Consider the following 17,552-nt stretch of genomic DNA (forward strand, 5'->3'; position numbering starts at 1 on the left):
ATGCTTGATTCTGTGAAAATCCAGCGCCGTCAATCGGAAATCCGCCAGTCGCTGGCCGAACTGGTCGGGAAGGAAGCCCCGTCCGAGGACGAAACCCGGTCCATGGAAGACATGGACAAAGAATACCGCGCCAATGAAGTGCGGTATCGCGCCGCGCTGGTGGCGGAAGACGAGGAACGGCGCGAGGCGAAAGACGATCTTGAGACCCGCTCGGATCGCGAGTGGTCCGAACTGATGGGCCAATTCGAGATGCGGCAAGTCGCGCTGGCATTGGACGAGGGCCGCGCGCTCGATGGCCAGACGGCGGAGATCGTGACCGAACTGCGCGAGCGGGGCGGCTATCGCGGTGTCCCGGTGCCGTGGGAAGCTCTGGAACAACGGGCGGGTGAGACTATTGCCAGTGGCACGCCGGACCCGATGCAGACGCGCCCGATCATTGACCGGCTGTTTCCGCAATCGGTCGCGGCGCGCATGGGCGGGCAGATGATCAATATCCCGCAAGGCGAGGTGGAATATCCGGTTGTCACGTCCAGCGTCACGGCATCCTGGCAAGCGACCGAAACGGGCAATGTCGCGGACCCGTCCGCCTATGCGACGACTGACAAGCCGCTCGCCCCGGACCATACGCTGGGCATCCAGATGAAGCTGACCCGGAAAACCCTGAAACAGTCCGGGCAGGCGCTGGAACAGGCGGTGCGCCGGGACATGAACGGGGCCATGTCGCAGGAGATGGACCGGGTTGCCTTCCTTGGCAGCGGTTCCTCGGGTGAGCCGGATGGCGTGATTGCCGGCGCATCGGGCTATGGCATCACCGAAACGGCGGTGGATGCGGCGGCAAGCTGGTCCGCATTCCGCGCCGCGGTGACGCGGTTCATGCTGGCGAACGCGGCAGGCTCGCCGTCTGCCGTCCGGCTTCTGATTCGGCCCGAGGTCTGGGACGCGATGGACGACGCCTATATCGACACTGGCACCGGCCTGACCGAATGGGACCGGCTGGTGAAGAACATCCCGGCGGGCAACATCGCCATGAGTCCGAACGCGCTGGCGGCGCCGACCGGCGATCCGGCGGAATCCAGTGCGCTGCTGACTACGAATGTGGGCGGTGTCCCCCCGTTCTTCGTGGCGACCTGGGGCGCGGTCGATCTGATCCGCGATCCGTACTCGGACGCGCAATCCGGCGGGCTGCGACTGACTGCGTTGGCGACGATGGATGTGACCGTTGCGCGCGGGGTGCAACTCGAAGTCCTGACCGGGGTGCAGTGATGCTCTACGGCGGTCACGAAGGCGCATTAGAACTGCGCAAGCGGGCGTCGGGCGCGTTGCAGCTCGCTGGCCGCTTTCCATACAACAAGGCTGCCGTCCTTTCGGACGGTGGCCGCACCGGCAGGCCACGCAAAGAGGTCATGGCCAGCCGCGCGTTCGCCTACCGGGTGGAGCGTCCCGAGGAGGATATTCACCTGCTGATCGGCCACAGCTATGACCGGCCCCTTGCATCGCGCGGGGCCGGGACGCTGGAACTGGCGGACAGTGACGACGCCTTGTCCTTCGCGGCCACGATCACCGATGAAATGCAGGAGGTCAGCTATGTGCGCGACTTCCTTGCGGCGATGCGCGCGGGGCTGATCATCGGTATCAGTCCCGGTTTCAGGATTCCACCGGAACGGGCCGAACCTAACGCGGAGAAGGTCGAGGAAGAAGATCCGGCGGAGGGCACAGCGCTAATCCGCACGATCTTCGCGGCCTTGCTCTATGAACTGAGCGTCGTAACCCGCCCGGCCTATGACGAAACTCAAATCGAGGAACGGAACTGGAAGCCCCAGCCGCAAGCGCGGGTGTTCCTGACGAACAAGACGCGGGGGGCGCTGCAATGGCGGTGACATTGAAAGAGATCGAGGAAATCCCGGCCAGCTATCCCGTGCCCCCCAGCCTTTCGATGGCCGCGATGGCGCTGAATCCAGATGCGATCTGGCAACGGCTGGAAGCCTACTGCCGAGTGCGCTGGACCGCGCGGGAAGTGGTCTGGACGGTCGAGGGGGAAGGCGCTTGGGAAGCCCCCGTGTCGCCTGCCACGCTGAACACTGTCGAGGTCTGGGAAAGCGGCACATGGGTTGAATGCACCCCGGCGGCGTCCCCATGGGGCGGCTATGAATTTCCCGGCGACGGCCCGTATCGGATCACGGCAGAGGTGGGTGGCGGCGACGTGCCTTCGGCTGTCATGGAAGCGTTCCGGCGGCTGGCCGAATACTTGGCGGACGAACCCGACCGCGCGGGCGTGTCCAGCTACAGCGTGAACATGGGCGGCGCGATCCAAGAAAGCTATGACCGCAACCCGGCATGGATGGGGCGGGCAATGGAACTGAGCGGGGCGGCGGACCTACTGCGCCCCTACAAGCGGAGGGCCTGAGCATGTGGCCATTTTCCAACTGGAACTTTAAGAAGGGCGTCCACCCTAAAGACGAGACCCGCGCCGCCGGTAGCGGCTTCACGGCGGAGATCATGTCGGCGCGCGAAAGCTACATCGCTGGGCGGCGGGGCATTGCCGAACTGTCGTCAACCGCGCAGTCGTGTATCAGCTTGTGGGAAGGCGGTCTCGGGCTGGCGGACGTGGAGGGTGCCGACCTTCTGGATAAGCGGTCCCTGACGCTCGCCGCGCGGTCCCTCGCATTGCGGGGCGAGGCGCTATTCCTGATCCGCGAGACGGGCCTTGTCCCGTGTTCCGATTGGGACTTGCGCACCCGAGACGGGAAGCCCACGGCCTACCGCGTGTCCGTTTCCGAGGCCGGTGGCGGGCGCACCGAGACTGCGCTGGCGGCGGAGGTGCTGCATTTTCGTATCGGCTGCGATCCTGTCGCGCCGTGGTATGGATCGGCCCCGCTCAAGCGGTCGCAACTAACGGCGGGGCTGTTGAACGCGGTCGAGACGGCGCTTGCGGAAGTCTATGAGATAGCCCCTTTGGGCAGTCAGGTACTTCCGTTTCCCGAGTCGCCGCAAACGGACATGGAACAAATTGCGCGCGGCTTCCGGGGCGCTCACGGCAAGGTGCTGGTCAGGGAAAGCGTCAATGTGGCGGCGGCGGGCGGTCCTGCACCTGTCCAAGACTGGAAACCGCACGACCTTTCCCCGGACCTGTCCAAGAGCATGACGCGCGAGACGCTGGCGGCGGCACGGGACGGCATCAACATGGCATTCGGCATCCTGCCGGGGCTGACGGCACCGGCCACGACCGGGCCTATGGTTCGCGAGGCGCAACGTCACCTTGCCCAATGGGTGTTACAACCGATTGCAGCCATGATCGCGGAGGAAGCCTCAGACAAATTACAGCAAGCCGTAAATCTGGATTGCATGAGGCCGCTACAGGCGTTCGATGCTGGCGGACGGGCGCGGGCGGCGGCGCAGATTGTGCAGACGTTGGCCTTGGCGAAAGAAGCGGGCGTCGATCCGGCGCAGGCGCTCAAGCTTGTGGATTGGGGGGATGAGCGTGGCGGGGCGGCGTAATGCTGAAGATGAGTCCCGCCGCGATGAAGGCGAAGCGCAAGGCCGATCGCCGTGAGCGCGATCGGCTGCGTGGGCGTCTCAGACAGCAACGGTTTGAGGCGCTAGCCGATGAACTGGCCCGCGTCATCAAGCTCGCCTTCGCTGCGGGTGACACCGGCTCGCTCTTTGGAATGGAAGGGCCATTGCGGGCGGGCATCCGTTCGGACCTTTGCCTTGCGGGATGGCAATGGGAGACCGCCGACCTTTTGGCCCGTGACTTGCTGACCGAGGCGTTCAAGCGGGCGCGGGCAGTGCGCCCGACCTGGTATGAGGGCCAACCGGACTGGGTGATACACGAGGGCCTGCTGATCGAAAGGGAGCGATGCGTCAAATGCGGAAAACAACTTCCAGATGGGCACAAGAAGTATTGCAGCAATCTCTGCGCAGACGCGCATCATCACCAGATAGCGGAGCTTCGGAAGGGCAGCGAGGATGTAGTGGTAAAGATCGCGACCAAGAACATGACATGAGGGCGCTCTGCGTCGTCTGCGGCGCGGACATGTGGCCCTGCCGGCCGAATAAAATGTTCTGTAGTGCCGCCTGCATCGAGACCGACCGGCGGCAAACCGAAACAACTGCGCGAATCGAGGAACTGGCAAAGCGTAAATGCCTGCGTTGCGGCGCACCTATTCCGCTGACGGCAACCCGGCGGCGTAGGTATTGCTCAACAGCTTGCGAGCCGCCGCCCTATTACGCGGGCAGCCGGGAATGCGCATGGTGCGGGCAAGAATTTCGGGCGGTGGGCAAAGATCAGCGGTGTTGTTCGATTAGCTGCGGTGCGAAGTCGAGGCGGCGCGCCGAATCGCGCCCGTGCAAAGTCTGCGGGATCGAGATCGAGACCCCCTTGCCGGAACAGATATATTGTTCGCCGCGATGCAACCAACGGGCCTACCGCGAAAGGAAGCGCCGCGCGCGTGCGGGCCTATCTGGGGAATTCCCCAGATAGCGGCGAGGCGGTCATCGTGGTCGGGTGCCTTCGCAAGTTGGGAGAGCACATTCTGCCCCGCGCACCGCCAACTTGGCGGAGGGGGGGGTGAGGTGCATTTTCGAGATGGCATGTCGGATGGCACAAAGGCCCGAGCGCCCTTGAAATTATCCAGTAAAAACATGCGTTTGATGGATAAAGTGGCAGCCCGTAGGGGAATCGAACCCCTCTTTCCAGGTTGAAAACCTGGCGTCCTAACCGATAGACGAACGGGCCATGCCTTGGCGTGAGGCGTTTCCTATGAAAAAGCCGGACCCTGCGCAAGAGGCAAAATGCAAAATTTTCGCTCGGCGGCGACTTGTTTCAATCCCGGCTCGGGGAACGTGGGGTCAGGTTTTGCCGGCCCGGCGTTAAAGCCTGGTGAATCGCGCGTTCGCGGTGGGTTGGCGGCACGGGCATGGTGCTCTGGCGCGACGAATCGCGGCGCGGTCAGCCGGTGCGGGCGGCGTCTTCGAGGCGAAGCTGCACGGTCTGCCGGCCGCCCCAGGTGTTGAGGTCGAGCCGCCCGGCGAGATGGAAGCGCGCGCCGCCATGCGCTTCCAGCGTGGCGCCGATCTCGGTGTCGTAGGCGCCGAAGGCGATGGCGTCGAGCTTGGGGCCCATGCCGTCGCCGAAGCGCAGCTTGAGGTGGTTGGCGCCCACCCGCTTGGCAAAGCCGATCTGCATGTCGGGAAAGGCATAGCGCGGGCCGGGGGCGCCCGCGCCGAAGGGGCCGGCGGTTTCGATCTGGTTGACCAGTTCGGGCGTGGCGGCCCCCGGCATCAGGATTCCGTCGAGAGCGAGGTCGCGGGGGCCGGCGGTGCCGGCGCCCTGACGTTCGAGCAGCTCGGAGAGGCGTTCCATCGCTGCTTCCAGCTTATCGCGGGCCACGGTGAGCCCTGCGGCCATTCGGTGGCCGCCGCCCTTGATGAGGAGGCCTTCCGCCGCCAGACGGTGGATTGCCGCGCCGAGGTCGACGCCCGAGACGGAGCGGCCGGAGCCCTTGCCCTCGTCGCCTTCGAAACCGATGACGATGGCGGGGCGGTTGGTGGCTTCCTTGAGGCGGGAGGCGACGATGCCGACGACGCCCGGGTGCCAGCCGTCTTTCGCGGCCCAGACCAGCGGCGCGTCGAGCCCGCGCGCCTCGGCCTGTTCGAGGGCGGCGTCGCGCACGGCGGTCTCGATCTCGCGCCGCTCGGTGTTGAGCTGGTCGAGGCGGTCGGCCATGGCCTGCGCCTCGTGCGGGTTGTCGCAGGCCAGAAGGCGCGCGCCTAGGTCGGCCTTGCCGATCCGGCCACCGGCGTTGACGCGGGGGCCCAGCACGAAGCCCAGGTGATAGGAGGTGGGCGCGCTGTCGAGGCGGGAGACGTCGGAGAGCGCCACGAGGCCGGGGCGGTGGCGGCCAGCCATGACCTTGAGGCCCTGCTGCACGAAGGCGCGGTTCACGCCCTTGAGGGGGGCCACGTCGGCCACGGTGGCCAGCGCCACGAGGTCGAGCATGGCCATCAGGTCGGGGCCTTTCTGGCCGGCCTCGCGCAGTTGGCGGCCTGCCTCGACCAACATCAGGAAGACGACGGCGGCGGCGCAGAGATGGCCGAGGTCGCCCGGTTCGTCCTGCCGGTTGGGGTTCACCACGGCGGTTGCGTCGGGGAGGGTTTCGCCGCCCAGGTGGTGGTCGAGGATGATGACGTCGGCGCCCTTGGCCGCGGCGACGGCATCGTGGCTGAGCGTGCCGCAGTCGACGCAGACGATGAGGTCGTGATTGGCGGCAAGCTCGGCCATGGCGGGCTCGTTGGGGCCATAGCCCTCGTCGATGCGGTCGGGGATGTAGAGGGTGGCCTGCAGGCCCATCTGGCGCAGCCAGTCGATCAGCAGCGCGGCGGAGGCGCCGCCGTCGACGTCATAGTCGGCGAAGATGGCGATCTTGCCCTTGCGCCGGACCTCGTCGAGGAAACGGGCCGCGGCGGTCTCCATGTCCTTGAGGCGGCGCGGGTCGGGGAGGAGGTCGCGGAGCTTCGGTTCGAGATAGCCTGCGGCCTCTTCCGGGGCGACGCCCAGCCGGGCGAGGGTCTGGCAGATCGGGCGGGGCAGGGCGGCAGACTGCATCAGCGCCTCGGCCAGCCGGTCGGTCTCGGACGAGGGGCCGACCCAGCGGCGGCCGGTTAGGGAGCTTTCGACGCCGAGGAAGCTCATGCGTGGCCTTGCAGGATGTCGCAAGCGGCGCGCCACGCGGTGAGCAGCGCGCCGGCGGTGTCTTCGGCGGCGGGGGCGGTGCGCTCGCCCCACGCCGCGTTGTCGAACCCCGTCTGGATATCGATCAGGATCAGTGCCGCCGGCATGGCCCGGTCAAAGCGGGTGGCGGCAGGTCATCCGGCGGCGTTCCCCGGTCCTGGACCTGAGCAGCAGGGTTTCGGTCTCGATGCTGTCGCCGCGCGGCTTGAGGCCAGCGACGAGCGAGCCGGTGGTCACGCCGGTGGCGGCGAAGATCACGTCGGCGGTGACCATTTCATCGCGGGAATAGACGCGGTCGAGATCGGTGATCCCGGCCTTTGCGGCGCGGCCCTTTTCATCGTCGTTGCGGAAGAGGAGCCGGCCCCAGATCTGGCCGCCGAGGCATTTGAGGGCGCCCGCCGCCAGCACGCCCTCGGGCGCGCCGCCCGAACCCATGTACATGTCGATGCCGGTGGTTTCCGGATCGGTGCAGTGCATCACGCCCGCCACGTCGCCATCGCCGATCAGGTAGACCGAGGCGCCGACTTCGCGGAGCTCGGCGATGGCATCCTGGTGGCGGGGGCGTTCGAGCACGCAGACGGTGATGTCTCCGGGGGCGCAGCCCTTGGCCTTTGCCAGCGCCTCGACCCGTTCCCGAGGGCTCATGTCGAGCGAGACGACGTCCTTGGGGTAGCCGGGGCCGACGGCGAGCTTGTCCATGTAGACATCCGGTGCGTGCAGCATGGTGCCGCGCGGGGCCATCGAGATGACGGTCAGCGCGTTGGGCATGGCCTTGGCGGTGATGGTGGTGCCTTCGAGCGGGTCGAGCGCGATGTCGACGCCGGGGCCGTTGCCGGTGCCCACTTCCTCGCCGATATAGAGCATCGGCGCCTCGTCGCGTTCGCCTTCGCCGATCACCACGACGCCGGCGATGTCGAGCTTGCCCAGCTCCTCGCGCATGGCGTTGACGGCGGCCTGGTCGGCGGCTTTCTCGTCACCGCGGCCGATGAGCGGGCGGCAGGCCAGCGCGGCCTGTTCCGAAACCCGGGCGAGGGCGAGCGACAGGATGGTGTCGTCGAATTGCGCAGCGTCGGACATGAAAACTCCTTGAGAAAATTGGCCGGACGGGTCGGCCAACAGCATTAGCGACGGGGTGACGCCGGCACAAGAGCCGGAGCGCCGCCCCTAGACGGATTCGATGCGCAGGGCGACGGGCTGATGCGCGATGACGTCGAGCCGGCTCATGGCGTCGAGCGCCTCGTCGAGGGCGCTGCGGGTGGTGCGGTGGGTGACGATCAGCACGGGGGCGGTGTTGTCCTTGTGCTTGGTCTGGCGCATCCGGTCGATCGAGATGCCGGCATTGCCGAGCGCGGTCGCCACCTTGGCGAGCGCGCCGGGTTTGTCGTCGAGCGCCATGCGCAGATAATAGGGCGCGGGCGTCGCCGTCTTGGCCGGGGTGGCCTCGGTCAGCATCGCGGCGGGCACGCCGAAGGTGGTGCAGCGGAAGCCGCGGGCGATGTCGATGACGTCGCCCATCACCGCGCTGGCGGTGGGGCCCTCGCCCGCGCCGGGGCCGCGCAGGACGATCTGCTGCACCTGGTCGCCTTCGAGCACCACCATGTTGGTGCCGCCCTCGAGCTGGCCCAGCGGGCTGCGCTTGGGCACGAGACAGGGCGACATGCGCTGTTCCAGCCCGCGGCCGGTCATCTGGGCGACGCCCAGAAGCTTGATGCGGTAGCCGAGGTCGTCGGCATGGCGGATATCGGTGATGGTGACACGTTCGATGCCTTCCAGCTCGACCGCGTCGAAATTGACCTGCGCGCCGAAGGCGATGGCCGACAGCAGCGCCAGCTTGTGACCGGCGTCGATCCCGCCCACGTCGAGCGTCGGATCGGCCTCGAGAAAGCCCAGCTTGTCGGCCTCTTCGAAGACCTCGTCATAGGGCAGCCCGCCAGATTGCATCCGGGTCAGGATGTAGTTGCAGGTGCCGTTCATCACGCCCATGACGCGGGTGATCTCGTTGCCGGCCAGTCCCTCGGTCAGCGACTTCACGACGGGGATGCCACCCGCGACGGCCGCTTCGAAGCGCAGCACGGCGCCGTTCGCCTCGGCCATTTCCGCCAGCGCCTGCCCGTGATGGGCGAGCATGGCCTTGTTGGCGGTGACCACGTCCTTGCCCGCGGACAGCGCGGCTTCGGTGGCGGCCTTGGCCGGGCCGTCGCTGCCGCCCATCAGTTCGACGAAAAGGTCGACATCGTCGCGGGAGGCCAGCGCCACGGGGTCGTCTTCCCAGGCGTAATCGGAGAGGTTCACGCCCCGGTCCTTGTCGCGGGTGCGGGCCGAGACGGCGGAGATGGTCACCGGGCGGCCTGCGCGGGCCTCGATCAGCTTGGCCTTCTGGCGGACGATCTTGACGACACCGGTGCCGACGGTGCCAAGCCCGGCGATGCCAAGGCGCAGGGGAGTGGTCATGGGGCGCTCCGAAATAACTTCGCGGAAGGGTCTTTCAGAGGCGTGTAAACGCTCGGGGCGGGGCTTGCAACGCGGGTTTTGTACGGGAGGGGCGGGCCGCCGGGGGCGTCGAAGGTGACTCGAATCGAAGAACGGTCTACCCTCGGTGACCATTCCGACGGTCATGCGGTGTCCGTCGCCGGATGCCGCGAGATCCTCTTTTTCTCAGGGGAGACGCGTTTTGAGTTCACATGACTCCGACAAGGTCGCGAAGCTGCATCGCGAGTTGCACAGCCACCTGCCGCCGGAACCGGCGCTTCGCCTGAAGGCGCTGGAAACCGTTCTCGTCGAAAAGGGCTTTCTGGCCGAGGATGCCGTCGACAAATGGCTCGACGACTATTCGGAAAACGTGGGGCCGATGAACGGCGCCAGGGTGATCGCCAGGGCCTGGAGCGACGCGGGCTTTGCCGACCGCCTTGCCGCCGACACGCCCGCGGCCTTCTCGGAGGTCATACCCGGCATCGCCGATGGCTACCCGATCGTGGCGGTGTTCAACACGCCCGCAACCCACAACCTGATCGTTTGCACGCTCTGCTCCTGCTATCCGCTGGGCATTCTGGGCATGTCGCCGTCGTGGTACAAATCGACCGAGTACAGGGCCCGCGCCGTCAGGGACCCGCGCGGCGTTCTGGCCGAGTTCGGAACCGTCCTGCCGGAGGGCGTGGAGCTCAAGGTCTGGGATTCCACCTCGGACCGGCGCTACATGGTCGTGCCCGAGCGCCCCGCTGGCACCGAAGGCTGGTCGGAAGAGGAATTGGCCGGTCTGGTCACGCGGAACTCCATGATCGGGACGGTGCGCGATCTTTCTCCGGCACGGGGGGCGGCGTGATGGATACGGTTCACGACCTTGGCGGCACGCAGGGCTTCGGGCCCTTGCCGAACGTTTCGGAAGATGACGCGGCCTTGTTCGCGGAGGAATGGAAGGCCCGGGTCTGGGCGCTGGCGATGATGTCGATGGACAAGCTGAGCGAGGATCAGACGGGCTGGACGCTGGACTGGTATCGGCACGTGCTCGAGCGGTTGCCGCCCGACCTCTACCTGCGGATGGATTATTTCGAGAAGTGGATCCTCGGGATGATGACAACGGCGGTCGACGAGGGGATCGCCGAGGTTTCCGAGTTCACGGCGGGCCGGGCGGATGCGCGGGATTTCAGCTATGGCAATGCGGCGCCGGTCGAGACGGTTGCCGGTGAAAAGCCGCGGTTCGGGCCCGGCGATGCTGTAGTTTGCCGCCGGGACGTGGGCAGCATGCACACCCGCATGGTCGGATATGTCCGGGGCCGGGCCGGGGTGATCGACAGCGTGATCGGCGCGCAGGCCCTGCCGGACGAGTCCGCGAAAGGCCTTTTGCGCAAGGAGCAGACCTATGTCGTGCGGTTTCCGATGGCCGGGCTCTGGCCCGAGGCGGCGGGCAGCGACGACAGCCTGTTGATCGACATGTGGGACAGCTACCTTGAGCCGGCCTGACATGAGCCCTGCCGCGCGGCGTGAACGCGCGGGCCAACCTGCCTTTGCGGAGCAGTGGCATGCGCAGGTGACGGCCGTCGTGGAGGTGCTTGTCGCCGACGGGAAGCTTGATGCGGCAGAGTGGTCGCGGGCGTTGGGTGCGGAGCTTGACCGCCGGTCCGCCGAGGGGGCGCCGGATACGGACGAGACGTATTATGCCGCGTTTCTGGGCGTGTTGGAGCGGATGCTCGATGAGGCGCGGATGGCCGGGACGGAGGATGTGACCCGGCGCGAGAGCGACTGGAGGCAGGCCTACCTGAGCACGCCCCACGGCCAGCCGGTTGCCCTGAAAGGCTAGCCGGGCTCAGCCCTCGTCGTCCTCGATCTCGACTTTCTGGTTCAACCGGTCCTTGTCGGCCTCGCCGATCACCTCGCCCCTGAGGCCGGCGGCGCGGGCCTTGAGCCTTGCGGCGCGGGCATCGATCTCGGGTGCGGGGGAGGCGGCGTCGAGCGGCATGGCGGCGCCCGAGGGTGCGCGGGCCGCGGCGCGGGCGCGCAGGGTTTCGGCCGGGACAAGGGCGGGATAGTCCGACGCCCAGGCCTCGTCGCTGACCACGGCGTCGAGCTGCGGAAAGGTGCTGCAGCCTGCCACCAGCGCGGCGGCGCAGAACGCAAGGGTGGAGCGCAGGGGCATCGGCGCGGTCTCCGGATGTGGCACTGTAGCCTACTTGCCACTTTTGCAGTGGGGAGGGCAAGTCGGGCGTTGATCTGAACACTCGTTCAATTATGCTGGCCGCATGGCAAGAACCCAAGGCTCTCATTCCGGGATCACCGGCCCCAAGGTGCGCGAAGCGGCGCTGAAACTCTTTGCGCGGCACGGATTTGCGGCCGTTTCCATGCGCCAGATCGCGGGCGAGGTGGGGGTGCAGGCGGGGGCGCTGTACAATTACACGCCGGACAAGCAGACGCTGCTGTTCGACCTGATGCAGACCCATCTTGAGGAGCTTCTGGCGGCGCAGGAAGAGGCGCAGGCGGGGCAACCCGAGCCCTTTGCGGCGCTGCGGGATTTCACCCGGTTTCACATCAACTTCCACACCGAGCGGCCGGAGGAAGTATTCATTGCCTACATGGAGTTGCGCAATCTCAGCGACGAGAATTTCGAGGTGATCGAGAAGCTGCGCCGGGCTTACGAGGGGCGGCTGGTGGACATCCTGAAACGCGGGGTCGACGAGGGGGTGTTCACCATCGCCGACACGCGGGTTGCGGCAATGGCGCTGATTGCCATGCTGAACGGGGTGAACACCTGGTTCCGCGAGGGCGGGCGGCTGTCGCTGGCGGAGGTGCAGGACATCTACTGGGACATGGTGCGCAAGGCGGTGAGTTCCTGAGCGGGATTGACACCGATCAATGACGCCAGGTCAGCCCGGCGCGATAGTGCCCCTGCCAACTGTCTTGCAGGGAGCCTGATCCATGAAACCACTCGCAACACTCGCCCTGGGCCTTGTTTTGCTGGCCCCCGCCGCCATGGCGCAGGAGGCGGACATCCTCGAAGGCCGGAAGATCGCCGAGGAATATTGCGCCCGCTGTCACGACATCGAACCAGGGGGCAAGTTCAAATCCTACCCGCCGAGTTTCCGGGCGATTGCGGTCTACATGGACCCCGAGATCATCCGGATGAAGATCATGCAGCCGGACCACAATACGATCATGCCGAAATACGCCATGTTCATCAACCAGACGCGGTTGTGGAACGTGGTGGAATACATCCTGTCGCTGGAGACGCTGGAAGAGTGAGCGGCGGCCGGGGAGGGGAGGTTCGAGTGTCGCCTTCACGGAGAGGCCGGGTGTCTGAAAGTGTTAACGAGGGGGCCCAGAGCCGGGGGGCGAATCGGGGTTAATGCCCTGAAAAAGCGGGGAAACCCCGTGTCGGTATCGCGTCGGTATAACGTCGGTATTTCGTCGGTGCGATTTTCGGTGCCGGGGCGGGTTAATGTGGCGCGCGGTGCGGCGGGGCCCGAGATGTTGAGGGCCGCGCAACAGGGGCGTCGGCGGTGCGCGCGCCGGTCCGGTGTCGCAGCGGTGCGGGATGAGCCGCCGCGCGTGACCGAGAAACGCATCCTCGACTCGGCGGCCTGAAGATGGGAGGCTGGTCGAGACGCCGGCACTGACAGGGGGCATGGTGGCCTGATGAGCGAGTTTCGACTTTCCGATGCCGTGAGGATGAGCGAAGTAGACCTCTATGCGGAATTCGGCTTCCGCAAGATGCTCCTGTGCTCGGCGGTCGCGGTCGTCCTGACGGTGGCGGTCTTCAGCGCCGTGGTGTTCGGCCTGTACTTTGCCTTCGGGATCTGGGAGGGGCCGCCCGTCGGGGTGTATACCCTCTTCTGGGTGATCCTGTCCGGTCTCCTGATCGGGAAGTGGGGACGGATTTACCGGGTACACCGGGAAAGCGGCCTGATCTGGGCCGGGGCGAGCGTGGGCCTCGTGGGGTTCTTTTTCGGCGTGATGGTGCTGATACGAGCCACTGCCGGATAGCTGGACAGTCCAGCCCTTTGCATGTCGTGGTGCAAATTGGGCCAAGGGCTCGGAGCGCCATGTCCACTCCGAGCCCAGGGTGACGAATGCCACGCGCTGCGCCAATGTGTGCATGCGCGCGACGGCGCTATGTCCAGGTAACTTTGTGAGCTTCCCAAATCTGCGGCGGTTCCAGCTTCTTTGACAGGTGATCTATCGCGGCGTCGGGTACAGCATCCGGCCGGCTCCGATTCTGCCGAAGCAGTCGATCTGGGCTGACTTCGACGTAGATGAGCTCGATCCGGGCACCGTAGTCCCGCAGAAGCCGCAATATCTTTGATCGGTTCTGCCGCGTCACATTCGTTGCATTCCAAACAAAGTCCCGTCCGGCTCGCATGTGCTCTCTGGCCCTTTCATGTGCTGCTTGGATCACTTGGCCTTGGTTGTCAGTTGCCGAGACACCAAGTTCGTCTCGGATCAGATCGAGGCTGACGACCGGATGCTCAGGGCGGTGCTTGGTGATCCAGGTGTCCTTCCCGGCACCAGGCAGGCCAGACATCACCGTGACGGTGCATGGGAACGCCTCATGAGCCGCATAATGCGGATCACGGTCTTCCAGTTCGAAGTAGGCGACACGGCTTTCATCGTTGGCGAAAGCGAACCTACGCGCCCAACAATCGGCCTCCTGGAACGTCAATGCGGCGAGGCTGATGTTCTCCAGAATGGCCTGCTGGTCCTCGCATGTACGACCCAATGCGTCGGCCTTGGCATGCAGGTACAGATGATCCGTCCGACAACGCCACGATGTTTCGATGTCCATGCGTATGGGGTCGGGCCGTTCGATGAGCCAAAACGGTAGTTGGTGGTGGGCAATGATCCCACAAAGGTCTTCCCGCCATGCAAATGGGGATCCTGCATGCCAAAGCAACTCCCGCGCGATGGAGGCCCCGATCCGTGAATGACCACGGGAAGATACCCGCCCATCATCTTGATGCTTCGTCACAGCAGGTTTACCCACATCATGCAGCACGGCGGCCCAGAAGAGATTGGCCCGATCCACAATGGGCAGCCCTTGCCAGTCTGGATCAGCCACCAGCGCCTCGACAACCATCCGCGTGTGCTTACCGACGTCACCTTCGGCGTGGTGGATCGGATCCTGCGGACAGGTGTCGAGTATGGCAAGTTCCGGCCAGAGCGACCAAATCTCGGCCCAGTCCACCTTCCAGGCCGGGTCGGCAGGAACCAAAGCCAGCAGGTGGTCATGTGTGACGGTGGGTTTCATGGACTTACGCATCATAGGCTCCATCCAAGCCCAATGTGGGTGCAAAAATGTCAACACCGTCGGCGAGCCCGTTCGGGAGGATCGGACGGTCATGCCAATGCCCATCAGCTGCTTCAATCGCCTGTAAGAAATCTGCTCGGACGAACTTGAAACGGTCTTCAACGTGATCCGCACTCTCCTGTTTCAGGTAAAGCCCTTCTGCAAGGTCGCTGTCCTCGGTTTGCTGGTCAACCTTGTCAGAACGGCTGCCCGACCGCTCTGCTGCCACGATCAAGGCATCACGCCACTCAGAGGATTTGTAAGGGGATGGCCGGGTCAGGCCGACAAGCTGGTCGACAGACCTGATTTCTCCTGTATGGACGACCGGTACGGGCATGATCGGCAATCCGGTCAACAATTCCTGACGGGCCGCCGTGCTGAGGAACACACCGTTGGTTCGGTCCAGCACGTCAAACTCCATGAAGTAGTGGGGAAGCCTGTCATAGAAAACAGTATGTTTGGCATACATCCACTCGCCATACATGACGAAGCGATGACCCAACACAGGGTGCAGGACGTGCGCATGGGCGGCCGCCCAAGTCTTTAGCAGGGCAAAGTGCCGTTCCCGACCTCCACCGGTCAGGTAGTGCCCCCGGCTTTGAATCAGCAAGGTGCCATTGGCGTCGAACGACACAGCAGAGTTGGCGCCGTCGAGCTTCTCTTCAACGACAAGGACTTGGCCCGAAAGCTCCTTTATTGGTTTGTCGTCCGCCATATCGCCCACTTGAAGGCGCGAACCCTCAATGTGCCGCGTACGCGGGTATTTTATAATTTTCATGATTGTCTCACGATGTTTCGTATAAACGCACAAAACCACCCGGCAGGATTTACCAGGGTGTTGGTTCAAACATGTGCGCAGCGATTACATCGTATATCCGTGGGGTTCGGGGTTGAGACGGCTTCGCTAGTTACCGCCGGGGTTGAGAAAACTCAACAGCGGACCTTCAACGGGAATGCTTTAATGTCCGCTTCGTCCGCCAAGCCGACCGTTGGCGCGGAGACGTCCCGGAGATTTCTTCGGGACGCCTTGTCGGACATAGCGTCAGGCCCGCAAGGCGCTTGACCACGAGTTGCACCACGACATGCAAAGGGCGGGAGGGGCAGTGCTTCTTTTTATTGTCTTGAGCGCCGGTACCTGCGGGCGCCGTTTTCCGCGCGGAAAACGGGATAGAAAATGCGCATTTTCTATCCTGGAATTTTCGAAAATTCCGGGTGCGCTCATGGTGCCGGGTGGGTATTTCGGACCGGGCAGGGGGCGCGGAAAGGGAGGTGCGGCATGGTCTTCGGGCACTGGACCCAGACGGGGGTGGATATCTGGCTGACGCTGATCGGGATGGCGGTGGTCGGGCTGGTGCTGCTTTACGTGGTGCGGCGGAAGACGTGAGGGGGCGGCCCGTGGAAGGGCCGGCCCCTTTCGTGAGCAGGGTCAGGCCGCGTCCGCGTCGGGGCGGCTGAAATTCACCTCGCGGGTCACCTGCCAGCGGCCGTCCTCGAAGACGAAGTCGATGCTGAGGTCGATCATCATCTTCGGCCCGCCGACAGGGATCTTGCGGGAGATCAGCACGTGGCCGCGATTGCCGGTGACGGTGAGGCGGTGGAGGTTGAACCAGAGGTGATCCTCGGGTGTCCTGTCGCGGAAGGTCTTTTGCAGCAGCGCCATGAAGTCCCGTTTTTGCAGGGTCACCAGGCGGCCGTCGATGCCGAGGTCCATCACCTCGATATCGTCATGGTAGATGGTGTCGAGCGTGGCCATGTCGGCGCGCACGCCGGCCTGCATGAGCTCGTCGAGCCGGGCGCGGAGGGTGGTTTCAGTGGGCTGGGTCATGGCATGTCCTTTCAGGCGTGGGTACCGTTGATGGGGGTGTTGGAAAAGGCGCCGCGGCGGAAGCCGATGCCCTTGGCGATCCATGCGAGGTCGGGGCGGGCGAAGGGGACGTTGGAGATGTCGGTGATCTGGAGGAGGCCTGAATCGTCGATGACGAAGAGGCCGGGTTCGGCGAATGGGGCTTCCACGTCGCGGCCGTTCTCGAGGCCCGAGATGTACAGGCCGAGTTGCTGCATCTGCGGGATGGTGAGCCCGTAGGCCACGTCGAATTGCGGCGCGACCTCCTCCATGTGGGCCGCCGCGCGGGCCGCGGTATCGGCCGAGACGGCGAGCACGTCGGTGCCCTGGGCCGTGAAGTCGGGCAGGCGGTCGTTCAGCTCCTTCAGGTAGGTGGTGCAGAGCGGGCAGTGCTTGCCGCGGTAGACGATGGTGAGCTGCCAGTCGAAGCCGTCGCGGGGTTTGGCGAGGCTGCGCGTGCCGCCGGAGAGCACGGGAAGGTCGATCGCCGGAAACACAGATCCGGCGGCGAGTTTCGGGGTGGTCATGGGGAGCCTTTCGCTTTATATATCGAACGGTACAAATATGTCGGGCGCCACCGGGCGGGTCAAGGATTATATATTGAACGATACAAAAAAATTAGGGCGGCCGCGCAGCTTCGACTATGACGCGGCGCTGAGGCAGGCGATGCATGTCTTCTGGACGATGGGCTATGACGGGGCGTCGCTGCGCGACCTGAAGGGGGCGATGGGGATCACCGGCCCGAGCCTTTACGCGGCCTTCGGCGACAAGCGTGAGCTGTATCTCAAGACCATCGACCATTACCGCGAGGCCGAGGGCTGTGCGCCCCTGGTGGCCTTCGAGGCGGAGGAGGATATCGCGGCGGCGATCCGCGCGTTCCTGGTCGAAATCATCGATTCCGCCACCGGGCACGAGAGCGGGGCGAAGGGGTGTTTCCTGGCCTCGAGCGTTGCGACGACCGCGGGGCAGGTCGACGGCGTGTCGGAGCGGTTGCAGGCGGCGATTGCCGAGGCGCAGGCCCGGCTGACGGCGCGGTTCGAGCGGGAGGTGGAGACGGGGACGCTGCCGGAGGGGTTCCCGTCAGAAGAGCGGGCGGCGCTGCTGTTCGATATAAGGCAGGGCTACATGTTCCGGGGCCGCGCCGGGGTGGCGCGGGAGGAGCTGATGCGGGATCTCGACGCGCGGGTGGCGTTGTTGCTGGCGTGAGC

At 65.2% G+C, this 17,552-nt stretch carries 22 protein-coding genes and 1 tRNA gene; 13 read left to right on the forward strand and 10 right to left on the reverse strand.

Features of this window, described 5'->3' with window-relative positions:
• From RIdsm_RS10100 to RIdsm_RS10120, 5 genes are read left to right on the forward strand one after another with little or no spacing between them, the layout of a single operon-like run.
• The gene (locus tag RIdsm_RS10100; RefSeq protein WP_057813525.1) at positions 1-1,263 is read left to right on the forward strand and encodes a phage major capsid protein; all 1,263 of its coding nucleotides are present in this window, start codon (positions 1-3) and stop codon (positions 1,261-1,263) included.
• Positions 1,263-1,877 carry an HK97 family phage prohead protease gene (locus RIdsm_RS10105; RefSeq protein WP_057813523.1) on the forward strand — a complete coding sequence of 205 codons (615 nt, stop codon included), beginning with the start codon at positions 1,263-1,265 and terminating at the stop codon, positions 1,875-1,877. The genes RIdsm_RS10100 and RIdsm_RS10105 overlap by 1 nt, the downstream gene beginning before the upstream one ends.
• On the forward strand, positions 1,868-2,404 hold the full coding sequence (locus RIdsm_RS10110; protein WP_057813521.1) for a hypothetical protein: 537 nt from the start codon (positions 1,868-1,870) through the stop codon (positions 2,402-2,404). The genes RIdsm_RS10105 and RIdsm_RS10110 overlap by 10 nt, the downstream gene beginning before the upstream one ends.
• A gap of 2 nt (positions 2,405-2,406) precedes the next feature.
• Positions 2,407-3,495, forward strand: coding sequence for a phage portal family protein (locus RIdsm_RS10115; protein WP_057813519.1), 1,089 nt, complete (start codon positions 2,407-2,409; stop codon positions 3,493-3,495).
• A complete protein-coding gene (locus tag RIdsm_RS10120) occupies positions 3,495-4,004 on the forward strand; it encodes a hypothetical protein (protein ID WP_074940072.1) in 510 nt (169 codons plus the stop codon). Before RIdsm_RS10115 ends, RIdsm_RS10120 begins: the two co-directional genes overlap by 1 nt.
• 656 nt (positions 4,005-4,660) lie before the next feature.
• Here RIdsm_RS10120 and RIdsm_RS10125 read toward each other — a convergent pair.
• From RIdsm_RS10125 to RIdsm_RS10140, 5 genes are all read right to left on the reverse strand, one after another.
• Positions 4,661-4,735, reverse strand: a tRNA-Glu gene (locus RIdsm_RS10125).
• A 213-nt stretch (positions 4,736-4,948) separates the two neighbouring features.
• A complete protein-coding gene (recJ, locus tag RIdsm_RS10130; protein WP_057813517.1) occupies positions 4,949-6,691 on the reverse strand; it encodes a single-stranded-DNA-specific exonuclease RecJ in 1,743 nt (580 codons plus the stop codon).
• Entirely contained in the window at positions 6,688-6,837 is a 150-nt protein-coding gene (locus tag RIdsm_RS30080) for a cysteine hydrolase family protein (RefSeq protein ID WP_160325805.1), read from the reverse strand. The genes recJ and RIdsm_RS30080 overlap by 4 nt, the downstream gene beginning before the upstream one ends.
• Before the next feature lie 7 nt (positions 6,838-6,844).
• Entirely contained in the window at positions 6,845-7,807 is a 963-nt protein-coding gene (glpX, locus tag RIdsm_RS10135; protein WP_057813515.1) for a class II fructose-bisphosphatase, read from the reverse strand.
• A gap of 87 nt (positions 7,808-7,894) precedes the next feature.
• On the reverse strand, positions 7,895-9,181 hold the full coding sequence (locus RIdsm_RS10140; RefSeq protein ID WP_057813513.1) for a homoserine dehydrogenase: 1,287 nt from the start codon (positions 9,179-9,181) through the stop codon (positions 7,895-7,897).
• Between the two features lie 220 nt (positions 9,182-9,401).
• Here RIdsm_RS10140 and nthA point away from each other — a divergent pair, with 220 nt between their 5' ends.
• The 3 genes from nthA to RIdsm_RS10155 are packed head-to-tail and all read left to right on the forward strand — an operon-like array spanning position 9,402 to position 11,024.
• Entirely contained in the window at positions 9,402-10,049 is a 648-nt protein-coding gene (gene nthA / locus RIdsm_RS10145) for a nitrile hydratase subunit alpha (RefSeq protein ID WP_057813511.1), read from the forward strand.
• Positions 10,049-10,687 (forward strand): SH3-like domain-containing protein, encoded by a 639-nt coding sequence (locus RIdsm_RS10150; protein ID WP_057813509.1) that lies wholly within the window; start codon positions 10,049-10,051, stop codon positions 10,685-10,687. The genes nthA and RIdsm_RS10150 overlap by 1 nt, the downstream gene beginning before the upstream one ends.
• A gap of 1 nt (position 10,688) precedes the next feature.
• Positions 10,689-11,024, forward strand: a complete 336-nt coding sequence (locus tag RIdsm_RS10155; RefSeq protein ID WP_217625290.1) for a nitrile hydratase accessory protein — start codon at positions 10,689-10,691, stop codon at positions 11,022-11,024.
• A gap of 6 nt (positions 11,025-11,030) precedes the next feature.
• Here RIdsm_RS10155 and RIdsm_RS10160 read toward each other — a convergent pair whose 3' ends face one another.
• On the reverse strand, positions 11,031-11,360 hold the full coding sequence (locus RIdsm_RS10160; RefSeq protein WP_057813505.1) for a hypothetical protein: 330 nt from the start codon (positions 11,358-11,360) through the stop codon (positions 11,031-11,033).
• 103 nt (positions 11,361-11,463) lie between these two features.
• Between RIdsm_RS10160 and RIdsm_RS10165 the strand changes: the two genes are divergently transcribed.
• The 3 genes from RIdsm_RS10165 to RIdsm_RS10175 all read left to right on the forward strand — a co-directional run bounded on the left by RIdsm_RS10165 (position 11,464) and on the right by RIdsm_RS10175 (position 13,201).
• The gene (locus RIdsm_RS10165; protein ID WP_057813503.1) at positions 11,464-12,054 is read left to right on the forward strand and encodes a TetR/AcrR family transcriptional regulator; all 591 of its coding nucleotides are present in this window, start codon (positions 11,464-11,466) and stop codon (positions 12,052-12,054) included.
• 82 nt (positions 12,055-12,136) lie between these two features.
• Positions 12,137-12,460 (forward strand): c-type cytochrome, encoded by a 324-nt coding sequence (locus RIdsm_RS10170; RefSeq protein ID WP_082647263.1) that lies wholly within the window; start codon positions 12,137-12,139, stop codon positions 12,458-12,460.
• 426 nt (positions 12,461-12,886) lie between these two features.
• On the forward strand, positions 12,887-13,201 hold the full coding sequence (locus RIdsm_RS10175; protein ID WP_144435870.1) for a hypothetical protein: 315 nt from the start codon (positions 12,887-12,889) through the stop codon (positions 13,199-13,201).
• 127 nt (positions 13,202-13,328) lie between these two features.
• Here RIdsm_RS10175 and RIdsm_RS10180 read toward each other — a convergent pair whose 3' ends face one another.
• Together RIdsm_RS10180 and RIdsm_RS10185 are read right to left on the reverse strand one after the other, a co-directional pair.
• Positions 13,329-14,462 (reverse strand): AAA family ATPase, encoded by a 1,134-nt coding sequence (locus RIdsm_RS10180; RefSeq protein WP_236553178.1) that lies wholly within the window; start codon positions 14,460-14,462, stop codon positions 13,329-13,331.
• Between the two features lie 4 nt (positions 14,463-14,466).
• The gene (locus RIdsm_RS10185) at positions 14,467-15,279 is read right to left on the reverse strand and encodes an RNA ligase family protein (protein ID WP_057813496.1); all 813 of its coding nucleotides are present in this window, start codon (positions 15,277-15,279) and stop codon (positions 14,467-14,469) included.
• Between the two features lie 498 nt (positions 15,280-15,777).
• Between RIdsm_RS10185 and RIdsm_RS30085 the strand changes: the two genes are divergently transcribed.
• Positions 15,778-15,885 carry an LPXTG cell wall anchor domain-containing protein gene (locus RIdsm_RS30085; protein ID WP_160325804.1) on the forward strand — a complete coding sequence of 36 codons (108 nt, stop codon included), beginning with the start codon at positions 15,778-15,780 and terminating at the stop codon, positions 15,883-15,885.
• 42 nt (positions 15,886-15,927) lie between these two features.
• Here the strand turns inward: RIdsm_RS30085 and RIdsm_RS10195 are convergent, their stop codons facing one another.
• Together RIdsm_RS10195 and RIdsm_RS10200 are read right to left on the reverse strand one after the other, a co-directional pair.
• Complete coding sequence (locus RIdsm_RS10195; protein ID WP_057813495.1) at positions 15,928-16,326, reverse strand: nuclear transport factor 2 family protein; 399 nt, start codon at positions 16,324-16,326, stop codon at positions 15,928-15,930.
• 11 nt (positions 16,327-16,337) lie between these two features.
• Positions 16,338-16,871, reverse strand: a complete 534-nt coding sequence (locus tag RIdsm_RS10200) for a redoxin domain-containing protein (RefSeq protein WP_057813492.1) — start codon at positions 16,869-16,871, stop codon at positions 16,338-16,340.
• A 73-nt stretch (positions 16,872-16,944) separates the two neighbouring features.
• Here RIdsm_RS10200 and RIdsm_RS10205 point away from each other — a divergent pair, with 73 nt between their 5' ends.
• Positions 16,945-17,550: a TetR/AcrR family transcriptional regulator gene (locus tag RIdsm_RS10205; protein WP_217625291.1), complete on the forward strand. Its 606-nt coding sequence runs from the start codon at positions 16,945-16,947 to the stop codon at positions 17,548-17,550.
• Positions 17,551-17,552 lie beyond the last annotated feature (2 nt).

The sequence above is a fragment of the Roseovarius indicus genome (assembly GCF_008728195.1).
Lineage (GTDB): Bacteria > Pseudomonadota > Alphaproteobacteria > Rhodobacterales > Rhodobacteraceae > Roseovarius > Roseovarius indicus.

Coding starts and splice junctions, on each gene's coding strand:
- RIdsm_RS10100 (WP_057813525.1), top strand. CDS start 1: ATGCTTGATTCTGTGAAAATCCAGCGCCGTCAATCGGAAATCCGCCAG.
- RIdsm_RS10105 (WP_057813523.1), top strand. CDS start 1,263: ATGCTCTACGGCGGTCACGAAGGCGCATTAGAACTGCGCAAGCGGGCG.
- RIdsm_RS10110 (WP_057813521.1), top strand. CDS start 1,868: ATGGCGGTGACATTGAAAGAGATCGAGGAAATCCCGGCCAGCTATCCC.
- RIdsm_RS10115 (WP_057813519.1), top strand. CDS start 2,407: ATGTGGCCATTTTCCAACTGGAACTTTAAGAAGGGCGTCCACCCTAAA.
- RIdsm_RS10120 (WP_074940072.1), top strand. CDS start 3,495: ATGCTGAAGATGAGTCCCGCCGCGATGAAGGCGAAGCGCAAGGCCGAT.
- recJ (WP_057813517.1), bottom strand. CDS start 6,691: ATGAGCTTCCTCGGCGTCGAAAGCTCCCTAACCGGCCGCCGCTGGGTC.
- RIdsm_RS30080 (WP_160325805.1), bottom strand. CDS start 6,837: ATGCCGGCGGCACTGATCCTGATCGATATCCAGACGGGGTTCGACAAC.
- glpX (WP_057813515.1), bottom strand. CDS start 7,807: ATGTCCGACGCTGCGCAATTCGACGACACCATCCTGTCGCTCGCCCTC.
- RIdsm_RS10140 (WP_057813513.1), bottom strand. CDS start 9,181: ATGACCACTCCCCTGCGCCTTGGCATCGCCGGGCTTGGCACCGTCGGC.
- RIdsm_RS10150 (WP_057813509.1), top strand. CDS start 10,049: ATGGATACGGTTCACGACCTTGGCGGCACGCAGGGCTTCGGGCCCTTG.
- RIdsm_RS10155 (WP_217625290.1), top strand. CDS start 10,689: ATGAGCCCTGCCGCGCGGCGTGAACGCGCGGGCCAACCTGCCTTTGCG.
- RIdsm_RS10160 (WP_057813505.1), bottom strand. CDS start 11,360: ATGCCCCTGCGCTCCACCCTTGCGTTCTGCGCCGCCGCGCTGGTGGCA.
- RIdsm_RS10165 (WP_057813503.1), top strand. CDS start 11,464: ATGGCAAGAACCCAAGGCTCTCATTCCGGGATCACCGGCCCCAAGGTG.
- RIdsm_RS10170 (WP_082647263.1), top strand. CDS start 12,137: ATGAAACCACTCGCAACACTCGCCCTGGGCCTTGTTTTGCTGGCCCCC.
- RIdsm_RS10175 (WP_144435870.1), top strand. CDS start 12,887: ATGAGCGAAGTAGACCTCTATGCGGAATTCGGCTTCCGCAAGATGCTC.
- RIdsm_RS10180 (WP_236553178.1), bottom strand. CDS start 14,462: ATGAAACCCACCGTCACACATGACCACCTGCTGGCTTTGGTTCCTGCC.
- RIdsm_RS10185 (WP_057813496.1), bottom strand. CDS start 15,279: ATGAAAATTATAAAATACCCGCGTACGCGGCACATTGAGGGTTCGCGC.
- RIdsm_RS30085 (WP_160325804.1), top strand. CDS start 15,778: ATGGTCTTCGGGCACTGGACCCAGACGGGGGTGGATATCTGGCTGACG.
- RIdsm_RS10195 (WP_057813495.1), bottom strand. CDS start 16,326: ATGACCCAGCCCACTGAAACCACCCTCCGCGCCCGGCTCGACGAGCTC.
- RIdsm_RS10200 (WP_057813492.1), bottom strand. CDS start 16,871: ATGACCACCCCGAAACTCGCCGCCGGATCTGTGTTTCCGGCGATCGAC.